Here is a 17,433-nt window from a genome sequence, read left to right as displayed (position 1 = left end):
TGGTGAACCGCGCCAGCACGCCGTAGATCACCGGCACCACGAACAGGGTCAGCAGGGTCGTGAAGATGGCCCCGAAGAAGATCACCACCCCGATGGTCTTGCGGCTCTCGCCGCCGGCCCCGCCCCAGACGATCAGCGGCACGGCGCCGGCCGCGGCCGAGATCGAGGTCATGATGATCGGCCGCAGGCGCAGGGAGGCGCTCTCGATCACCGCCTCGCGAATCGACAGGCCGTCGTCGCGGAGCTGGTTGGCGAACTCCACGATCAGGATGCCGTTCTTGGCGGCGATCCCGACGAGAATGATCAACCCGATCTGACTGTAGGTGTTGATGGTCGACCCGGTCACCAGCAGGCCGAACAGGCCCCCCAGCACCGCGACGGGCACGGTCAGCATGATCACCGCCGGATGGATCCAGCTCTCGAACTGGGCGGCCAGGACCAGGAAGACCAGCAGCAGGGCCAGGCCGAAGGCCCACATCACCGCGCCGCCCGCTTCCTGCTGGTCCCGCGCCGCGCCGCCCCACTGGGTCGTGACCACGCCCTGCGGCTGTTCGGCCGCCGTGCGGGTCAGGAACTGGGTGGCGTCGGCGATGGTGTAGCCGGGGCTCAGGTCCGCGCTCAGGGTGATCGCCCGCTGGCGGTCCAGACGACGACGGTCCGGGGTGTCGCCCGAGGTCTGGGTGTTCACCACGGCCGACAGGGGCACCAGCTGGCCCGAGCCCGTGTTCACATACAGGGCTTCCAGATCGCCGACATTGCGGCGGTCATCGCGCTGGGTCTGCAGGATGACGTCATACTCCTGACCGCCCCGCAGATAGGTGGTCGCGCGGCGGGAGCCGAACATCGTCTCCAGCGTCCGGCCGATCGACTGGGACGACACGCCGAGCGCGGCGGCCTTCTCCGGATCGACGTCGACCAGCAGGCGCGGCGCGTTCGGCTCGTAGTTCAGGCGCGGACGCGAGAAGCCGGGGTTCTCCAGCGCCGCGGCCAGCACCGGCTGCAGCCAGGTGTAAATTTCCTCGTACTCCGAGCCGGTGACGACCATTTCGACGGAGTTCGAGTTGCCGCCGCCGCGCTGGAAGGCGCCGGGGGTCGAGGCGTTGACCTGGGCGTCAGTCTGTCCGCGCAGCTTGCCGTTCAGTTCCTGGGCGATCTCGTCCGCCGTGCGCGACCGCTCGGCCCAGTCGCTCAGCACCAGCGTCGCGTTGCCGGAGTTGTAGCTGCCGCCGCCGAAGCCCGGCGCCGAGACCAGATAGCTCTCCGCCTCGCCGTTCTCCCTGTACTCCGCCAAGAGCGGCTCGAGGCCCAGCATGATCCGGCGGGTGTAGTCGAAGCCGGCCCCTTCAGGCCCCTGCACGCGGACGGTCACGCGACCGCGGTCCTCGGGCGGCACCAGCTCCTCGGGCAGGCTGACGAACATGACCGTCGCCCCGACGGCGACCAGCAGGATCACCCCGATGACCCCGCCCAGCGCCAGCTTCGAGCCCAGCAGGGCCCCCAGCGAGTTGCCGTAGGAGTTCTTGAGCCGGTCCATCGCCCAGTCGACCCGCTTGGCGACGAAGCCGCCGCTGTGAGCCGGACGCAGGATCTTGGACGCCAGCATCGGCGACAGGCTCAGCGCGAGGAAGGCCGAGAAGGCCACGGCCGCGGCGATGGCCGCCGCCAGTTCGACGAACAGGCGGCCGACATAGCCGGGCAGGAACAGCAGGGGCGCGAACACCGCCAGCAGCACCACGGTGGTGGCCACGACGGCGAAGAACACCTGACGCGCCCCGCGCTCGGCGGCGACCAGCGGCGGCTCGCCGTGATCGATGCGGCGCTGGATGTTCTCGGTGACGACGATGGCGTCATCGACCACCAAACCGATGGCCAGCACCAGCGCCAGCAGGGTCAGCAGGTTCAGCGAGAAGCCCAGCGGCGCCAGGACGATGAAGGTCGCCAGCAGACAGATGGGCGCCACCACCGACGGGATCAGCGCCGCCCGCAGGGTGCCCAGGAAGATGAAGTTGACCAGCGCCACCAGCGCCATCGAGATGCCGATGGTGATCCACACCTCGTCGATGGCGTGGCTGGTGAAGACCGAGTTGTCCGAACCGACCACCAGCTCCGTGCCTTCCGGCAGGCTGGGGCGGATCTGCTCGATCATCTCCTGGACGCCCTTGGAGATGGCCAGGTCGTTCGACTGGGCCTGACGGGTCACGGCCAGGCCGATCTGGTCCAGGCCGTTGCCGCGGAACAGGCGACGGTCCTCGGCGGGCGCCTCCTCGACCCGGGCGATGTCGCCCAGACGGGTGACATAGACGGCCTGCCCCTGCACGGCGCCGGTCGCGCCGCTGGGCAGGGCGTTGGCGTTCGACGCCTGACCGCTGGTGTTGTTCGAGGCCGCCGCGTTGGAGGCCGACCCGCGCGTGCCGATCGGCAGCTGCCGGAAGTCCTCGGCGCGGGCGTAGGTGCGGGCGACACGGACCGTATAGTCCTTCTGGCCGGACTCCAGCGAACCGGCGGGCAGTTCGACGTTCTGGTTGGTCAGGGCCGTCTCGACGTCGGTGACGGTGATGCCCCGCGCGGCCATGGCGGCGGCGTCCAGCCACACGCGCATCGCATAGCGTTGCTCGCCGTAGATCTGCACCTGGGCGGCGCCGGGAACGGTGGCCAGGCGGTCGATCAGGTAGCGGTCGGCGTAGTCCGTCAGCTCCAGCCGGTTCAGGCTGCTGGAGCGCAGGAACAGGATGATGATCGGCTGGCTGTCCGAGTCGGCCTTGGCCACTTCCGGAGAGTCCGCCTGGTCCGGCAGGCGGCCGACCACGCGCGAGACCCGGTCGCGCACATCGTTGGCGGCGTCGTCGATGTTGCGGTCCAGCGAGAACTCGATGTTCACGCTCGACCGGCCGTCGCGGCTGGACGAGGTGATGCGCTCGACGCCCTGGATGCCGGCGATCTGCTGCTCGATCGGCTCGGTGATCCGGCTTTCGATGACCTCGGCCGAGGCCCCGGCGTAGCTGGTGTTGACCGAGACCACCGGCGGATCGACGTCCGGCAGTTCCCGCACCGGCAGGAAGAAGAAGGCCGCGGCGCCGATCACACAAAGCACGATCGCCGCCACCGCCGCCATCACGGGGCGGCGGACGGAAACGTCGGAGAGCATCATCGGGCGGCGCCCTGCTGCGAACGGGCGCCGTTACGCCCGCCGCCGGCCCCGCCGACCCGCACAGGGGCGTTCGGCTGGATGCGGTTCAGGCCCGAGCCGACGACGCGGTCGCCGTTCGACAGGCCGGTCAGGATCTCGACGAAGCCGCCCTCGACCGCGCCGGTTTCGACCTCGACGCGCTGGGCGACCGTGCCGCGCTCGCCGTTGGCGATGCGATAGACGAAGGCGCCCTCGCCTTCGTACTGAACCGCGGCCTCGGGCACGGCGATGCTCTGGCGCACGCCCTGCTGGACGGCGACGCGGACGGCCATGCCGGGGCGGATGCGGGCGCCGGGGTTGGGAATTTCAGCGCGGGCGGTGACCGAGCGGGTCGCCTCGTTCACCCGGGTGTCGATCAGGGCGATGCGGCCGTTGAAGACCTCGTCGCCATAGGCGTCGATGGTGGCGGTGATCGGCACGCCGGGGCGCAGGACCGACAGGTAGCGCTCGGGGATCGGGAAATCGACGCGAACGACGTCGATGTCGTCCAGGGTGGCGATGACCGCGCCCGGGTTGACCAGGGTGCCGGCGGTGACCGTGCTGAGGCCCAGCACGCCCGCGAAGGGCGCGCGGATGGTGCGGTCGCCCGCGCGGGCCTGGGCCGCGGCCAGCGAGGCGCGGGCCGATTCCAGTTCGGTCTCGTACTGCTCGAGCATCGCCGCCGAGGCGAAGCCCCGGTCGTTCAGCGTCTTGTAGCGGTCGTACATGGTCTGGGCGCGGGCCACCTGCGCCCGCGCGTCGGCGATGTTGGCGTCTTCCTCGCGCGCCTGCAGCTGCACCAGCGGCGCGCCCGCGGCGACCCGCTGGCCGTCCGAGAACATGACACGCGTGATCAGTTCGCTGGTCGAGGAGGTGATGTTCACCGAGCGACGGCCGCGAGCCACGCCCAGCACGCGGATCTGGTCGCTGAACTCGCGCGGCGCGGCCACGGCCTCGGACACCGCCTGCCCCCGGCCGCCGCCGGGACCGCCGCGTCCGCCGCCGGCCTTCTCGTCCTCCGCGAAGGCCATGCGCAGGACGAGGGCGACGATCATCAGACCCAGAAGGGCCGCCGCGGCGATAAGGAAGAAGTGGCGCTTGAACACGCGGCTGACGCTCCGGAATCTGGGACGAGCCGACTTAGCGGCTACCGCCGTCGACGCAACTAAAGTTCATGTAACGGGGGCGGTTTCGATTTCCGTCGCGGCGCCGCCGTCCGTTTTGTCGCAGTCAGAACCGCCGCCAGACGCCGATCACCAGACCGGACGCGTCGGCGGTCTCGCGGCCCGTCAGGGTGGTCCGCCAGCCGACCTGGGCGTTCCACTTGCCGAAGCGCCGGACCACCGAGCTCTCGACCGACATCCAGCGCGGCCCGCCGTCGTCGGCCTCGCCGCCGTAGGCCTGGCTGAGCAGCATCCAGTTGTCGCCGAAATGCGCGCCGAGGGTGGCGTCCAGACGGGTCTCGTCGGGCAGTCCGGAGCGGGTCCTACGGGCCACCTCCAGCGTCGCGAAGCCGCCGGTCGATCCGTTGTTCAGCCAGCCGATCGGGCCGAAGGACCGGCCCACCGCCAGTCGGACCTCCCAGTCCTGGCCGCCCATCCCGGGCATCGCATAGCCGGCGTTGCGCCCCTCGCCGCCGTCCGCCACCCCGCCGTACAGCGCCACCGCCGTGCGGTCATCGCGCCAGACCTGCCAGTTGACCCCGACCTCCAGAGGCCCCCGCCCCTCGAAATCGACGAAATAGTCCTCGCCCGACTGCCAGTCGCCCTTCAGCCGCAGGGTCAGGCGCGAGGTCAGGCCGTATTCGGCGAAGACCGACACCACCGTGTCCCGGCGCTCGGCCGGCAGGGGCGTGAGGACGCCGTCAGGGTCATAGCCCTGCGTCGCCCGCATCTCCTCGAACTTCACGATGACCTGCCCGTCGCCCTTGGGCATCGTCCAGGGACCGGCCGTCGCCGGAGCCGCGACCGCGAGGGCCGCCAGCGTCAGCAGCAGCCCCCCGGCCGGCTTCAAGTGTCGTAGCCGGGCGACTTCCTGTCGAGCATACGCAACGCGCCCGGCCAGGCGAGGGCCGAAATGAAGCCGATCCCCCTGCCCTGCTCCTTCGTCTCGGCCTGGGCCGCGTCGGGGGCGAACAGGACGTGCTCGCGGCCGCCGGACAGGGCGGCCACCTGCTGGGCGCAGGCGCGCTCCAGGAAGAACATGCCGATCCACGCCTGCGCCGCGGTCTGGCCGACCGCCAGCGTGCCGTGATTGCGCAGCAGCATCAGCGGCTTGTCGCCGAGGTCCGCGACCAGACGCTCGCGTTCGTCGTGGTTCAGCGCCAGCCCCTCATAGCCGTGGTAGGCGATCTGGTGCTGGAGCAGGCAGGCGTTCTGGCCGATCGGCAGAAGCCCTTCCTGCTGCGCGGCCACCCCCACCCCGGCGACGGTGTGCAGGTGGATGACGAACTGGGCGTCCTCGCGGGCCCCGTGGATCGCCGAATGGATGGTGAAACCGGCCGGATTGATGAAGTTCTCGGTCTCCTGGACGATGTTGCCGTCCAGATCGACCTTCACCAGGCAGGAGGCCGTCATCTCCTCGAAATAGAAGCCGTAGGGGTTGATCAGGAAGTGATGCTCGGGCCCCGGCACCCGGGCCGAGATGTGGGTGAAGATCATGTCGTCCCACCCGTGCAGGGCGACCAGCCGGTACAGCGCGGCCAGCTCGACGCGCACCTTCCACTCCGCTTCCGACACCTTCGACCGGATCGAGGTGATCGCACCGTCAGCCATGGTCGTATTCCTCACCTTATACTTGTTTGGCGGCACGCTCGCGCTGACACGGCCCCGCGTCAAGATTCAGGTTCCGTTAACCGCGTCTTAGGCCCCGAGCGTTACGGTAAACGCTGTCGAAACCCTGTCGACGTGCCGGAGCCGTTCGTGACCGTCCTCGTCCAGCTTGATCAGTCGCGGGTCCCCGAGCGCGCGCCGCGCGCCGAGGAGCTCCTCGCCCTTGCCCGCGATCACACGCCGGATGCCCGTCAGCGGCTGCTTCTCGGCGTCATGGCCCTGTGCGACGCCAGCCCGCCGGACGGCCAGCTGTCCCCCATTCTGGGCGAGATCTTCCTGTCGCTGGCCCGTCAGGCCGAGCGCGACATCCGCAAGGCCCTGTCGATGCGGCTGGCCAATGCCGACTGGGCGCCGGCGGCCCTCGTCAATGTGCTGGCGCTGGACGAGATCGAGATCGCCGCGCCGATCCTGACCTCCAGCCCCGTCCTCCGCGATGAGGACCTGCTGCGGATTTTGGTCGAGGCCTCGCTGGATCACCAGATCGCCGTCGCCCGCCGCCCGCAACTGAGCGGCCGTGTGTCGGACGCCGTCATCGATCGCGGCGTCCCGGCCGTTCTGGCGGCCCTGGCCACCAACCGCACCGCCCAGATCAGCGGCGAAGGCTTCCGTCGGCTGGTCGAGCATTCACGCCGGGTCGCCGCCCTGCGCGGCCCCCTGCTGCGCCACCCCGGCCTCGATCAGGCCCTGGCCGAACAGATGTACCACTGGGTCGGCGCCGCCCTGCGGGAGTCGATCAGCGCCCGCTTCCAGGTGGACGAGCGCAAGCTCAACGCCGCGGTCTACGACGCCGTGGACTGCGTGATCCGCAAGGATCGGGACGACATTCCCGAGGAAACGCCCCAGCGCGAGGAAATGGAGCGTCGGCTGGTCGACAAGCTGAAGGCCGCCGGCCAGCTGAAGCCCGCCATCCTGATCCGCGCCGCCCGCGAGAAGCGCTTCAGCCTCGTCGTCCACGGCCTGGCCACCCTGGGTGGGTTCACCGCCGCCCAGGTGCGTCAGGCGTTGCGGTCGCCGACGCCGGAGGCCTTCTATTACGCCTGCGCCGCCGTCGGCATCGACCGGGCCGTCTTCCCCACCCTGCTGACCGAGATGCGCAAGCTGAACCGCGGTCTGCCCGGGGATCAGGGCGAGCCGGTGTGGCAGCGCGGCGCCCTGTCGCCCGCCTCCGCGACCCGCGCCTTCCGCGCCCTTGTGACGCCGGACCCGCTCGACCAGCGCATCGCCGTTTGACTTCACCGTCCCGCTCGGCTTGCGTAGGCCGGTGAGTTCGCCTTCTGACCGCCCCCTGCGCATCGCCTTCGCCGCCTCGGACCGTCCCGAGGCGCAGGAGGCGCGCGACCGCCTGATCGCCCGCTACGGCTCCACGCCGGAGAACGAGGCGGACGTCATCGTGGCGCTGGGCGGCGACGGCTTCATGCTGGAGACCCTGCACACGGTCATGGAGCGCCGCACCCCGGTGTTCGGCATGAACCGGGGCTCCGTCGGCTTCCTGATGAACGACTATGAGGAAGAAGGCCTGCTGGAGCGCCTTGCCGACGCCGGCCGGGCCGTCATCCATCCGCTGCAGATGGACGCCTGGACCGAGACCGGACAGGTCCACAGCGGGCTGGCCATCAACGAGGTCTCCCTGCTGCGCCAGACCCGCCAGAGCGCCAAGCTGCGCATCAGCGTCGACGACCGCGTGCGGCTGGAGGAGCTGTCCTGCGACGGCTGCCTGGTCGCCACGGCGGCGGGATCGACCGCCTACAACCTGTCGGCCCACGGCCCGATCATCCCGCTGGATTCCCGCGTGCTGGCCCTGACCCCGATCAGCGCCTTCCGCCCGCGTCGCTGGCGCGGGGCCCTGCTGCCGCATCAGGCCAAGGTCTGTTTTGAAATCCTCGAGGCCGACAAACGGCCCGTCAGCGCCACCGCCGACAATTTCGAGGTCCGGCGCGTGGTGAAGGTGGATGTGCGCGAACGGCGCGACATCGCCCTGACCATGCTGTTCGACGCGGGGCGCTCGTTCGAGGAGCGCGTGCTGGCCGAGCAGTTCGCCTCCTGAGGACCGCCGTCCCAGCGTGCACGGCTTCTTAAGGTCGTTGGTGCGATCCTGACCGTCAGTCAATTACGGGAGCGCCCGGTGAGCAACTCGGCCCAGGTCATTCGTCCGCCCAACACCCTTCGCATGAAGGTCGGCGGCGCGTTCGGCGGCATCGACGCCAACGCCATCGCCAAGGCCGAGGAAGCCCTCAAGGCCATGTCGGCCCAGTTCGGCCAGTGGCTGCAGGACGAGATCGTCAAGCTGGACAAGGCCCAAGCCGACATCCGCGCCCAGGGCTACAACGCCCAGACCGCCGAAGCCCTGTACTTCCGCGCCCACGACCTGAAGGGCCTGGGCACCACCTACCAGTATCCGCTGGTCACCCGCCTGGCCGGTTCGCTGTGCAAGATGATGGATGATCCGGCCAAGCGCATGGCCGCCCCCATGCTGCTGATCGACGCCCACATCGACGCCATCAAGGCCGTGGTCCGCGACCAGATCCAGACCGACGACCACCCGACCGGCAAGGTTCTGGCCGAGACGCTGGAAGCCAAGGTCGCCCAGCACTACGCCTGACGCCTTCAGGATTTCGAGAGTTCCGCGAACGCCCGCCCTCACCGGCGGGCGTTTTGCCGTGCGGGATCAGGCGGCGACGCCGACCCCGCCACGGGCCGGCAGCGGCGCGTGGTCCAGCCGCTCCATCAGATAGGCCAGATCCTCGCGCGGCGCGTTCGGACGCTGGGTCAGGAAGCGCTCCAGCATCCGCTGACGGAAGGCGTCGTCGGTCGTGTCCGCGCCCTCGGCCTGCAGGGTGCGCCAGGTGTCGACGCCGGCCCGGAAGGCCTGGAACAGGCGCGGCGGAAGGCCGGCGCGGTCGTAGATCGCCTTCAGGCCCAGCGGACCGGCGTCGTGGATCATCAGCCAGGCGCGCTGGTGCGGCGCCCCGGCCAGCTCGGCCAGACCGTGCTCGAACAGGCTCATCTGGCCGCGCGCGAGGGCGCGCAGCAGAAGCGAGCCGGTCAGGGCGCGCCGGGCGTGCAGGGTCGCCACGAACTGGGGCAGGTCGGCGTGGGTCGACGCCTGGTCGACCAGATCCACCGTCGCCCGCTCGCGCGCGAACGAGGCCAGCCGGATCGCCGTCTCCGGGGCCACGGCGTGACGGGTGACCAGATGCTCGCGCACGGCCTCAGAGGCCAGCTCGATCAGCCGTTCGCTGACCGACAGGGGCAGGACCTGGCGGTAGGCCAGGGCGGCGACGATCTCCGGCGTGTCGCCGAAGCGATCGACGCAGCGGCCCAGGGCGGCCTCGCCGATGTCGGCGTTGTCGTTGGCGGCCAGGGCGCGCACCGCGGTTTCAGCGCCGACCTCGGCCACCGCCGCGGCGACGTCACGGCTGACCCGGGGACGACCGGCGACCGCGGTCTGGCGCACCGCCGAGCCCGCCCGCACGATCTCGATCAGGTCCTCGTCGGAGAAGGCGGGGGAGAAGTTGATCAACGGCAGGGCCACGCTGTCCACGTCGGCGGCCAGACGGCGGGCCACGTCGCGGGGGATCAGGTCCGAGGACTTCAGCGTCACCGCCATGGCCCGACGGACCAGTTCGGCGGCGTCATTGGCCATCAGGCGCAGGATCTTCTGGGCGGCCGCGCGATCCTCGTCGTCCAGCTCGGCCCGCTCCATGCTGCGACACAGCTTGTGGGCGGCGGCGGCGCGCTCATCCTCGTCCGCCGACTGGATCAGGCGACGGATGTCGATCTCTGTGAGGCGGGCGCGATAGGCGGTCATGGGACGCTCAGTCTCTGGCTTTGCCACACCATCAGCCCGTCATCCTTAACGGGCGGTTCACCATGGCCGGATTCGGGTCAGGCGTCTGTCCGTTCTCCGGGCCCGAAGGCGCCGCCGAAGCCGCCGGCCTTGCCGTCGCCGTCCTGGCCCAGCAGCAGGGCCAGCAGGCTCTGGTCCTGCTTCAGCCGATCCAACCGCGCGGCCAGCATCTGGTCCCGCTCCGACAGCGGCGGGGCCGCCGGTTGCAGGTCGCCACCGCCCGCGCCCGCGGCCGGCGCGCCGTCCCCGGCCGTGCGCTGCAGGTTGGCGTGCAGCTCGGCCACCGTCGCCGGGCGGCCGTCGCGATAGAAGATCGACCGGTTGGCGGAGGCCGCCTCGGGGAACAGGGCGACGGCGCTGGAGCCCGGACGGCGATCCATGGCCTCCATCAGCTGGGCGGCGCCGGCGGGCCCCAGGAAGTGGGCGGCGTACAGGTCGCCCGCCCCCGGCTCACGCCCGGTGCGGCCGCGCAGATAGGCGGCGTTGGTCGCCGTCAGCTCGCCCGCCATGGTCGAGGCCGCCTGCGGATCGAAGCGCAGGTCCAGCACCACGTTGCGGGCCGATCCCTCGACCCGCCAGCGCCCGTCCGAGCCGCGATAGATCAGATCGGCGTACTGGCCGTAGCCGTGCTTGGCCCCGTGCTGCTTCACGGTCGCCAGCCAGGTCTGTTCGATGAACTGGAACAGCCCCGCCGCCGATGACGTCGGCGCGCGCGCCATGGGATTCATCGAGCTTTCGCGCCGGGCTGTGCGCACGAGGAAGTCGGCGTCCACACCCGTCGCGCTCGATGCACGCCGGATGGCCGCCTCAACCCCGCCTGACGATGGAATCGCCCTGATGGTCATAATCGTTAACGCTGCAGAACTCTGGTTAACGACACCTTAACGTGACCGGAAAGTCACGTTCTTTGAAGCGCGCATTCCCGCCCGAACCTCGCCGCAAACCCGCCCCAACGGCAGCGCTCCACTTTCACCCGGGACGGCTGTGGGGACAGCAGATTGAGGGATGAAGGCCATGATGATCAGAACCGCAGGCGGCCCCGGACTGGTGAGCCCCATCGACTTCCACGAACGAAAGACGCCGCGCCTGTCGCGCTCGGCCTGGGTGGCGATCGGCCTCGTGGCCGCCGCCCACGTCGGGGTCGGAGTCGCCCTGTATTATCAGCGCTTTGAGATGCCGACGCCGATCACGCCGACGACGCCGAACGAGGGCCTGTTCCTCGATCTGGCGCCCACGCCGCCGCTGCCTCCGGAGGAGATCGAGCGCAAGCCGGTCGCGCCGAATCCGCCGCTGAACAACACGCCGCTGCCGACCACCCCGACCGACGTGATCCACGCCAACACCAGCCCCGACGCCGAGGCCACGGACAGCACCACCCTGACGTTCGAAACGCCGGTCTCTGATTCTGTGAATAACGCGAAGCCGGCCGAGGAACCCCAGCCGCCGCAGCCGCCCGCGGTCCGGGTGATCCGCAATCCGAGCTGGATCAGCCAGCCGACGGGCGACCAGCTGATGCGGGCCTATCCGGACCGGGCGCTCGAGCGCGGCCTGTCCGGATCGGTGGCGCTGAGCTGCATGGTGGAGGCCAACGGCCGCGTCTCGGGCTGCTCGGTCAACAGCGAGACCCCGTCGGGGGCCGGCTTCGGCCGCGCCGCCCAGCAGTTGTCCCGCTACTTCCAGATCAATCCGCGCACCGTCGACGGCGCCGCGGAAGGGTCCCGGGTCGTCATCAACCTGCGCTTCGTGCCGCCGGCGGACTGACGAAACGGAGGGGCGAGAGGGCCGCCGCGTCCGCCCGAGACGCGCGGCCCTCGAGTCCGTCGGCGACGATCTCGCCGATCATCGGGGCCAGAAGCCAGCCGTTGCGGCGCGGGGCCAGCGCCAGATGCAGCCCCGGCGCTCCGGACGGGCCCGCCATGGGCAGGCCGTCGGGGGAGGCGCCACGAATGCCCACGCGAGGAGCCGCGGCCCGGCCCTCGCCGCCCGTCAGGCCCAGTCCCATCCGGGTCTGTCGCGAAGCGGTGGCCAGATCAGGGGTCAGATCGCGGGAACCGGATTCCATCGTAGCGCCGCACAGGGCGCCCTCGGCGGACGGCGTCGCATAGATGCCCGGCGCGCGCAGCACCCGCCCCGGCGTCGCGCAGCGCACCGGCGTCAGCTGCCCCCGGATCGGCTCGATCCGGCCGACCAGGTCCGAAACGGCCTCCGGCAACCCCTCGATCGCCTCGGCCGCACCCGTGGCCAGCACCACCGCCGGGGCGGTCCAGCGTCGCCCGTCATCCGCGGTCGCCGTCCAGGTGTCGCCTTCGCGATCCAGGGCCTCGATCCGCGCGGTCTCGCGCGTGACGCCCGGAACAGATGACAGGATTTCCAGCGCCGCCCGCGCCTCGACGCGCCAGTCGTCGGGGGTGAACAGCCCCTGCCCTGCCCGCTCTGCGGCGAAGCCGAGCGCGTGCAGCCGGGCGATGTCCACGTCAGGGTCCTCGCCCCGCCACTCCGCGCCGTCCAGATGCAGGATCAGGCCGTGACGGCTGGCGAAGGCGGGCCAGAGGTCCCGCCCGCGCTTCAGCAGGGCGGCGTGATCCGGCGAGAGGCCGTCGATGAGGCTCTCCATCGCCGGCGCGATCATCCCGGCCGCCGCGGACGACGCATTGGGGCCGCCCGGATCGAGCACCAGCACCGCATGGCCGCGCGCAGCCAGTTCCGCGGCGCTGCCGAGACCCAGCACGCCCGCGCCGATGACGATCACATCAGGAGAGAAAGACACGGCGGCTCAAATCGACCCGCCGAGCTTCTTTTGCAAGGGGCGCTAACGCTCGCGACGCGGTCGCTCGCTGCTTGAGCGCCGACCGTGCCCGGGCTCGCTACTCCGCCGCGATGGCGGCGGCGCGGCGGGCGTCGACGCGCGCGGTCAGGGCGGCGTGCTGGTCCCACAGGGCCTTCGGCAGGCGATCACCGAAGGTCTCGTAGAAGGCGGGGATCAGGGCGGCTTCCTCGGCCCAGACCTCGGCGTCGACATCCAGCAGGGTCGCCAGGTCGGCGTCCGACAGGGTCAGGCCCGACAGGTCCAGCGCCTCGGCCGACGGCACGCGGCCGACCGGGGTGTCCACGGCCTCGGCCTCGCCGTCCAGACGCTCCGAAATCCACTTCAGCACGCGGGCGTTGTCGCCGAAGCCCGGCCAGATGAACTTGCCGTCCTCGTTCTTGCGGAACCAGTTGACGAAGTAGAGGCGCGGCAGCTTCGACGCATCCGTCTTGCCGCCCATCGACAGCCAGTGGGCGAAGTAGTCGCCCATGTTGTAGCCGCAGAAGGGCAGCATCGCGAACGGGTCACGGCGCAGCTCGCCGACCTTGTTCTCGGCGGCGGCGGTGCCTTCCGAGGCGACCGACGAGCCCATGAAGACGCCGTGCTCCCAGTCGAAGGCCTCGGTCACCAGCGGCACGGCCGAGGCGCGGCGGCCGCCGAACAGGATGGCGTCGATCGGCACGCCCTGCGGGTCTTCCCACTCGGGCGCGATGGTCGGGCACTGGTGCGCCGGGGCGGCGAAGCGGGCGTTCGGGTGGGCGGCGGGCTCGCCCGAGGCCGGATCGTGGGCCGCACCCTTCCAGTTGGTCAGGCCTTCGGGGGCTTCCTTGGTCAGCCCTTCCCACCAGACGTCGCCGTCATCGGTCAGGCCGGTGTTGGTGAAGACGGTGTTCGAGGCCAGGGTCGCCAGGGCGTTCTGGTTGGTGTTCCGGCTGGTGCCCGGCGCGACGCCGAAGAAACCGGCTTCCGGGTTCACGGCGTACAGGCGGCCGTCGTCGCCGAAGCGCATCCAGGCGATGTCGTCGCCGATGGTCTCGGCCGTCCAGCCCTCCAGCGTCGGCTGGAGCATGGCCAGGTTGGTCTTGCCGCAGGCCGACGGGAAGGCGGCGGCGACATACTTGGCGCGGCCCTTCGGATCGGTCAGCTTGAGGATCAGCATGTGCTCGGCCAGCCAGCCCTCGTCGCGGGCCATGACCGAGGCGATACGCAGGGCGTAGCATTTCTTGCCCAGCAGGGCGTTGCCGCCGTAGCCCGAGCCGTAGGACCAGATCTCGCGGGTCTCGGGATAGTGGACGATCCACTTGTCGTCATTGCACGGCCACGGCACGTCGGCCTGACCATCGGCCAGCGGGGCGCCGAGGGTGTGGACGGCAGGCACGAACACGCCGTCGTCGCCCAGCACGTCCAGCGCCGGCTGGCCCATGCGGGTCATGATGCCCATCGAGACGGCGACATAGCCGCTGTCGGTGATCTCGACGCCCAGGGCGCTGATCTTCGAGCCCAGCGGCCCCATCGAGAACGGCACGACGTACATCGTCCGCCCGGCCATGCAGCCGTCGAACAGCCCGTCCATGCGGGCGCGCATCTCGACCGGATCGGCCCAGTTGTTGGTCGGGCCGGCGTCGATCTGGTTGGCCGAACAGATGAAGGTGCGGCTCTCGACGCGGGCCACGTCCTTGGGGTCCGAGGCGGCGTAGTAGCTGCCCGGACGCTTGACCGGGTCCAGCGCCTTCAGCGTGCCCTTGTCGATCAGATCCGCGACGATGGCGGCCTTCTCGGTTTCCGAGCCGTCGCACCAGTGGACGCGGGCGGGCTTGGTCAGCGCCGCGATCTGCTCCACCCAGGCGATGAGGCCGGCATGGCGGGTCGGGGCCGGGTGAAGGCCGGGGATGGACTGGGTCACGCGCTCTCTCCTGAACCGGTCAGCCCGGCGATCTGACGCCGCCGTGGCCTCTCCCTTGCGTGTGATCACGCAATGTTTCAGGCGGAATGACACCGAACCCGGAGCGTCGTCAACCGGCGCAAGTTTCAACCTCCCGCGATACCCGGCGAGGGTCGGGCCCGCATATTTCCGGTCGCGATCCGGCCCGAGGCGGGGTATCGGGCGGGCATGCAGACCATGGACGCCCTGACCGCGACTCCGGAAGGCGCGATGAACTCGCCCGCCTCGATCCGCAACGCGGAGCCGATTCTGGAGGTCCTGCGCGCCCATCTGCCCGCCCGGGGCCGGGTGCTGGAGATCGCCGCCGGCAGCGGCCAGCACGCCGTCCATTTCGCGGGCGCCCTGCCCGGCCTCGACTGGACGCCCAGCGACCCGTCGCCGGAGGCCCGCGCCAGCATCGCCGCCCGCGCCGCGCAGGCGAACCTGCCCAACCTGAACCCGCCGCCGGCGCTGGACATGCTGGACGAGAGCGGCTGGCCCGAGGGGCCGTTCGACGCCCTGCTGTGCATCAACATGATCCACATCAGCCCCTGGGCCGCGACCGGGGGCCTGATGCGTCTGGCCGGACGCGCCCTGCGCCGCCCCGGAGGCCTGCTGATCCTGTACGGCCCCTATATCGAGCCCGACACGGACCTGGCGCCGTCCAACGCCGCCTTCGACGACAGCCTGAAGGCGCGAAACCCCGACTGGGGCCTGCGCGATCGCGACCAGGTCGTCGCCGAGGCGCGGACGGCGGGACTGGCGCTGACCCGGCGGGTCGAGATGCCGGCCAACAACATCATGCTGCTGTTCCGGGCGGTCTGAGATGGCGTGGACCCGGACCTACGACGGCGCCGAACCCGTCCGCATCAACAAATGGCTGGGCCAGTCGGGCGTCTGCTCGCGGCGCGAGGCCGACGCCCTGATCGCCGACGGTCTGGTGTCCATCGACGGCGAGGTGGTCCGCGACGCGGGCCGCAAGCTGGAACAGGGCCAGACCCTGACGCTCAACGACAGCGCCACGGCCGAGCTGGCGCAGGGCCAGACCCTGATCCTGCACAAGCCGGTCGGCTACGTCTCCGGCCAGCCCGAGCCGGGCAAGATCCCGGCGGTGCGGCTGATGACCATCGCCAACCGCATCGGCGACGCCGAGCCCCCGGGCCGCGCCTCCCTGCCCCCCATCGGGCGGCTGGACGAGGACTCCCGCGGCCTGCTGCTGCTGTCCTCCGACGGGGTGGTGGCCAAGGCGGTGATCGGACCGGAGTCCGATCTCGACAAGGAGTATCTGGTCCGGGTGCGCGGTCAGGTGACCGAGGCCAAGCTGACGAAACTGCGCCACGGGCTCGAGCTGGACGGGCGCAGGCTGAAGCCCGCCCGGGTGACCGTGGTCGAGCCCCAACTGCTGCGCTTCATCCTGAAGGAAGGCCGCAACCGCCAGATCCGTCGCATGGCCGACCTGGTCGAGCTGCGGGTCATCGACCTGCACCGCATCCGCATCGGCCCGCTGCATCTGGGCGACCTGCCCGAGGGCAAATGGCGGGCCCTGACCCCGGCCGAGCGCGATGCCCTGATCCGGGGCGGTCAGGCCGGTTCGTAGGTCAGCAAGATCGCCTCGGCGCCGATCCGCTCGCTGCTGACGAAATGCAGCGGCGGGCGCGGCCCCGCGAAATAGGGCGTACCGCCGCCGGTGACATAGGGGTGCAGGTAGATGCGCCAGGCATCGATCAGGCCCATCTCACCGAGACTCTTCGCCAGCGTCGGACCACCGACCTCGATCTCGCCCTCGACCTCCGCCTTCAGCTTGCGGACCGCCGCCTCGACGTCGCCGGAGATCAGGGTGGCGTTGGGGCCGACCGACTTCAACGAGCGCGACACCACCCATTTCGGATGCGCGCGCCAGCCTTCCGCGAACTCCCGCTCGTCAGCGGTCCACTCGGGATGATCCTCGTCCCAGTAGGCCATGATCTCGTAGAGCCGACGGCCATACAGCCCGCCCGCCTGCCCTTTCACCTGATCGATGAAGTGGCGGAACAGGACGGCGTCGGGGGCGAAGGCGTCGTGGTCGACATAGCCGTCCAGCGACTGGTTCATGCCGAAGACGAGACGGGCCATGTCAGGCGCCCCCGACCAGCGCCGGGTTCTTCGCCTCGGCCGCGCGGAAGGGCTTCAGCTGGTCCTCCAGCGCGCGTTTGAAGGCCGGGCGGGCCTCGCAACGGGCGACATAGGCCGTCAGGACCGGGAAGTCGGCCAGGATGTCGGTGTGGCGCAGGTCGCGCAGGACGTGGGTCATCAGGATGTCCGCCGCGCTGAACCGGTCGCCGGCGAACCACCGGCGCTCGCCCAGCGCCGTCTGCAGGTCGCCCAGTCGCTTGCGCAGGAAGGTCTCGACCTCCGGGCGACGGGCCTTGGCCCAGTCCTTGTCGGCGTTGAACAGGTCGATGGTCGCCAGCTCGGCGACGAAGGGCTCGACGCTGTTCATGGCCGCGAACAGCCAGGTCATGACCATGGCCCGGCCCGCGTCATCGGCGGGCATCAGCTGATCCGAGCCCTGGGCGATCCACAGGACGATGGCGCCGCTCTCGAACATCTCGACGGAGTCGTCGCGATAGGCCGGCACCTGCCCGAAGGGCTGCATCGCGCGGTAGGCGGGCGTGGCCTGATCCTCGAAGCCGATCAGTTGGTCGTCATAGCCCAGCCCCGCCTCCTCCAGCGCCCAGCGCACCCGGATATCCCGCACCGAGCCCTGGGCGAAGGGCGGCACCCATTTGAAGGCTGTCACCTGGATCATCGGCGTTTCCTCTTGCCTTGGCTCTGCGGCCGGTCATTTCTTGACGTTTGAGTTGATATCAACCTATCTCGACG

General features: G+C 70.5%; 16 protein-coding genes. 6 read left to right on the top strand and 10 right to left on the bottom strand.

The features are described 5' to 3' along the window. The 4 genes from VGE03_RS13745 to VGE03_RS13730 all read right to left on the bottom strand — a co-directional run. A partial coding sequence (locus VGE03_RS13745; RefSeq protein WP_331047038.1) for an efflux RND transporter permease subunit occupies window positions 1-3,145 on the bottom strand: 3,145 nt, incomplete at its 3' end. Beyond that, window positions 3,145-4,272, bottom strand: a complete 1,128-nt coding sequence (locus VGE03_RS13740) for an efflux RND transporter periplasmic adaptor subunit (RefSeq protein WP_331047037.1) — start codon at window positions 4,270-4,272, stop codon at window positions 3,145-3,147. The genes VGE03_RS13745 and VGE03_RS13740, both read right to left, overlap by 1 nt. Before the next feature lie 124 nt (window positions 4,273-4,396). Beyond that, complete coding sequence (locus VGE03_RS13735; protein ID WP_331047036.1) at window positions 4,397-5,179, bottom strand: hypothetical protein; 783 nt, start codon at window positions 5,177-5,179, stop codon at window positions 4,397-4,399. Next, window positions 5,176-5,940, bottom strand: coding sequence for a class II aldolase/adducin family protein (locus VGE03_RS13730; protein ID WP_331047035.1), 765 nt, complete (start codon window positions 5,938-5,940; stop codon window positions 5,176-5,178). The genes VGE03_RS13735 and VGE03_RS13730 overlap by 4 nt, the downstream gene beginning before the upstream one ends. Window positions 5,941-6,087: 147 nt before the next feature. Here VGE03_RS13730 and VGE03_RS13725 point away from each other — a divergent pair, with 147 nt between their 5' ends. The 3 genes from VGE03_RS13725 (at window position 6,088) to VGE03_RS13715 (ending at window position 8,596) form a co-directional block, all read left to right on the top strand. Then, a complete protein-coding gene (locus VGE03_RS13725) occupies window positions 6,088-7,227 on the top strand; it encodes a DUF2336 domain-containing protein (RefSeq protein WP_331047034.1) in 1,140 nt (379 codons plus the stop codon). Between the two features lie 31 nt (window positions 7,228-7,258). Continuing rightward, complete coding sequence (locus tag VGE03_RS13720) at window positions 7,259-8,041, top strand: NAD kinase (RefSeq protein ID WP_331047033.1); 783 nt, start codon at window positions 7,259-7,261, stop codon at window positions 8,039-8,041. A gap of 78 nt (window positions 8,042-8,119) precedes the next feature. Then, window positions 8,120-8,596, top strand: a complete 477-nt coding sequence (locus VGE03_RS13715) for an Hpt domain-containing protein (protein WP_331047032.1) — start codon at window positions 8,120-8,122, stop codon at window positions 8,594-8,596. 66 nt (window positions 8,597-8,662) lie between these two features. Here VGE03_RS13715 and VGE03_RS13710 read toward each other — a convergent pair whose 3' ends face one another. Continuing rightward, on the bottom strand, window positions 8,663-9,805 hold the full coding sequence (locus VGE03_RS13710) for a DUF2336 domain-containing protein (RefSeq protein WP_331047031.1): 1,143 nt from the start codon (window positions 9,803-9,805) through the stop codon (window positions 8,663-8,665). 77 nt (window positions 9,806-9,882) lie between these two features. Then, the gene (locus VGE03_RS13705; RefSeq protein ID WP_331047030.1) at window positions 9,883-10,689 is read right to left on the bottom strand and encodes a transglycosylase SLT domain-containing protein; all 807 of its coding nucleotides are present in this window, start codon (window positions 10,687-10,689) and stop codon (window positions 9,883-9,885) included. Between the two features lie 172 nt (window positions 10,690-10,861). On the opposite strand from VGE03_RS13705, the gene VGE03_RS13700 reads away from it, so the two are divergent. After that, window positions 10,862-11,605 (top strand): energy transducer TonB, encoded by a 744-nt coding sequence (locus VGE03_RS13700; RefSeq protein ID WP_331047029.1) that lies wholly within the window; start codon window positions 10,862-10,864, stop codon window positions 11,603-11,605. On the opposite strand, the gene VGE03_RS13695 is transcribed toward VGE03_RS13700, so the two are convergent. Both VGE03_RS13695 and VGE03_RS13690 read right to left on the bottom strand, forming a co-directional pair. After that, window positions 11,574-12,611: an FAD-dependent oxidoreductase gene (locus VGE03_RS13695; protein ID WP_331047028.1), complete on the bottom strand. Its 1,038-nt coding sequence runs from the start codon at window positions 12,609-12,611 to the stop codon at window positions 11,574-11,576. The two genes, VGE03_RS13700 and VGE03_RS13695, sit on opposite strands and share 32 nt — an antisense overlap. A 97-nt stretch (window positions 12,612-12,708) precedes the next feature. Then, entirely contained in the window at window positions 12,709-14,553 is a 1,845-nt protein-coding gene (locus VGE03_RS13690; protein WP_331047027.1) for a phosphoenolpyruvate carboxykinase (GTP), read from the bottom strand. Between the two features lie 207 nt (window positions 14,554-14,760). On the opposite strand from VGE03_RS13690, the gene VGE03_RS13685 reads away from it, so the two are divergent. Continuing rightward, the gene (locus VGE03_RS13685) at window positions 14,761-15,396 is read left to right on the top strand and encodes a DUF938 domain-containing protein (protein ID WP_331047026.1); all 636 of its coding nucleotides are present in this window, start codon (window positions 14,761-14,763) and stop codon (window positions 15,394-15,396) included. 1 nt (window position 15,397) lies between these two features. Next, the gene (locus tag VGE03_RS13680) at window positions 15,398-16,168 is read left to right on the top strand and encodes a pseudouridine synthase (RefSeq protein WP_331047025.1); all 771 of its coding nucleotides are present in this window, start codon (window positions 15,398-15,400) and stop codon (window positions 16,166-16,168) included. Here VGE03_RS13680 and VGE03_RS13675 read toward each other — a convergent pair. Together VGE03_RS13675 and VGE03_RS13670 are read right to left on the bottom strand one after the other, a co-directional pair. After that, the gene (locus VGE03_RS13675; RefSeq protein WP_331047024.1) at window positions 16,153-16,683 is read right to left on the bottom strand and encodes a dihydrofolate reductase family protein; all 531 of its coding nucleotides are present in this window, start codon (window positions 16,681-16,683) and stop codon (window positions 16,153-16,155) included. The two genes, VGE03_RS13680 and VGE03_RS13675, sit on opposite strands and share 16 nt — an antisense overlap. Before the next feature lies 1 nt (window position 16,684). Further along, window positions 16,685-17,359 (bottom strand): glutathione S-transferase family protein, encoded by a 675-nt coding sequence (locus tag VGE03_RS13670; protein ID WP_331047023.1) that lies wholly within the window; start codon window positions 17,357-17,359, stop codon window positions 16,685-16,687. Window positions 17,360-17,433: the final 74 nt, after the last annotated feature.

It is taken from the genome of Brevundimonas sp. (assembly GCF_036400995.1).
Classification (GTDB): Bacteria; Pseudomonadota; Alphaproteobacteria; order Caulobacterales; family Caulobacteraceae; genus Brevundimonas.
This window is presented reverse-complemented; position numbering and strand designations above follow the sequence as displayed.

Bases quoted from the DNA above. Each gene is read 5' to 3' on its own strand.
- VGE03_RS13705 (WP_331047030.1), bottom strand. From the start codon at position 10,689: ATGACCATCAGGGCGATTCCATCGTCAGGCGGGGTTGAGGCGGCCATC.
- VGE03_RS13730 (WP_331047035.1), bottom strand. From the start codon at position 5,940: ATGGCTGACGGTGCGATCACCTCGATCCGGTCGAAGGTGTCGGAAGCG.
- VGE03_RS13685 (WP_331047026.1), top strand. From the start codon at position 14,761: ATGCAGACCATGGACGCCCTGACCGCGACTCCGGAAGGCGCGATGAAC.
- VGE03_RS13680 (WP_331047025.1), top strand. From the start codon at position 15,398: ATGGCGTGGACCCGGACCTACGACGGCGCCGAACCCGTCCGCATCAAC.
- VGE03_RS13670 (WP_331047023.1), bottom strand. From the start codon at position 17,359: ATGATCCAGGTGACAGCCTTCAAATGGGTGCCGCCCTTCGCCCAGGGC.
- VGE03_RS13675 (WP_331047024.1), bottom strand. From the start codon at position 16,683: ATGGCCCGTCTCGTCTTCGGCATGAACCAGTCGCTGGACGGCTATGTC.
- VGE03_RS13700 (WP_331047029.1), top strand. From the start codon at position 10,862: ATGATCAGAACCGCAGGCGGCCCCGGACTGGTGAGCCCCATCGACTTC.
- VGE03_RS13710 (WP_331047031.1), bottom strand. From the start codon at position 9,805: ATGACCGCCTATCGCGCCCGCCTCACAGAGATCGACATCCGTCGCCTG.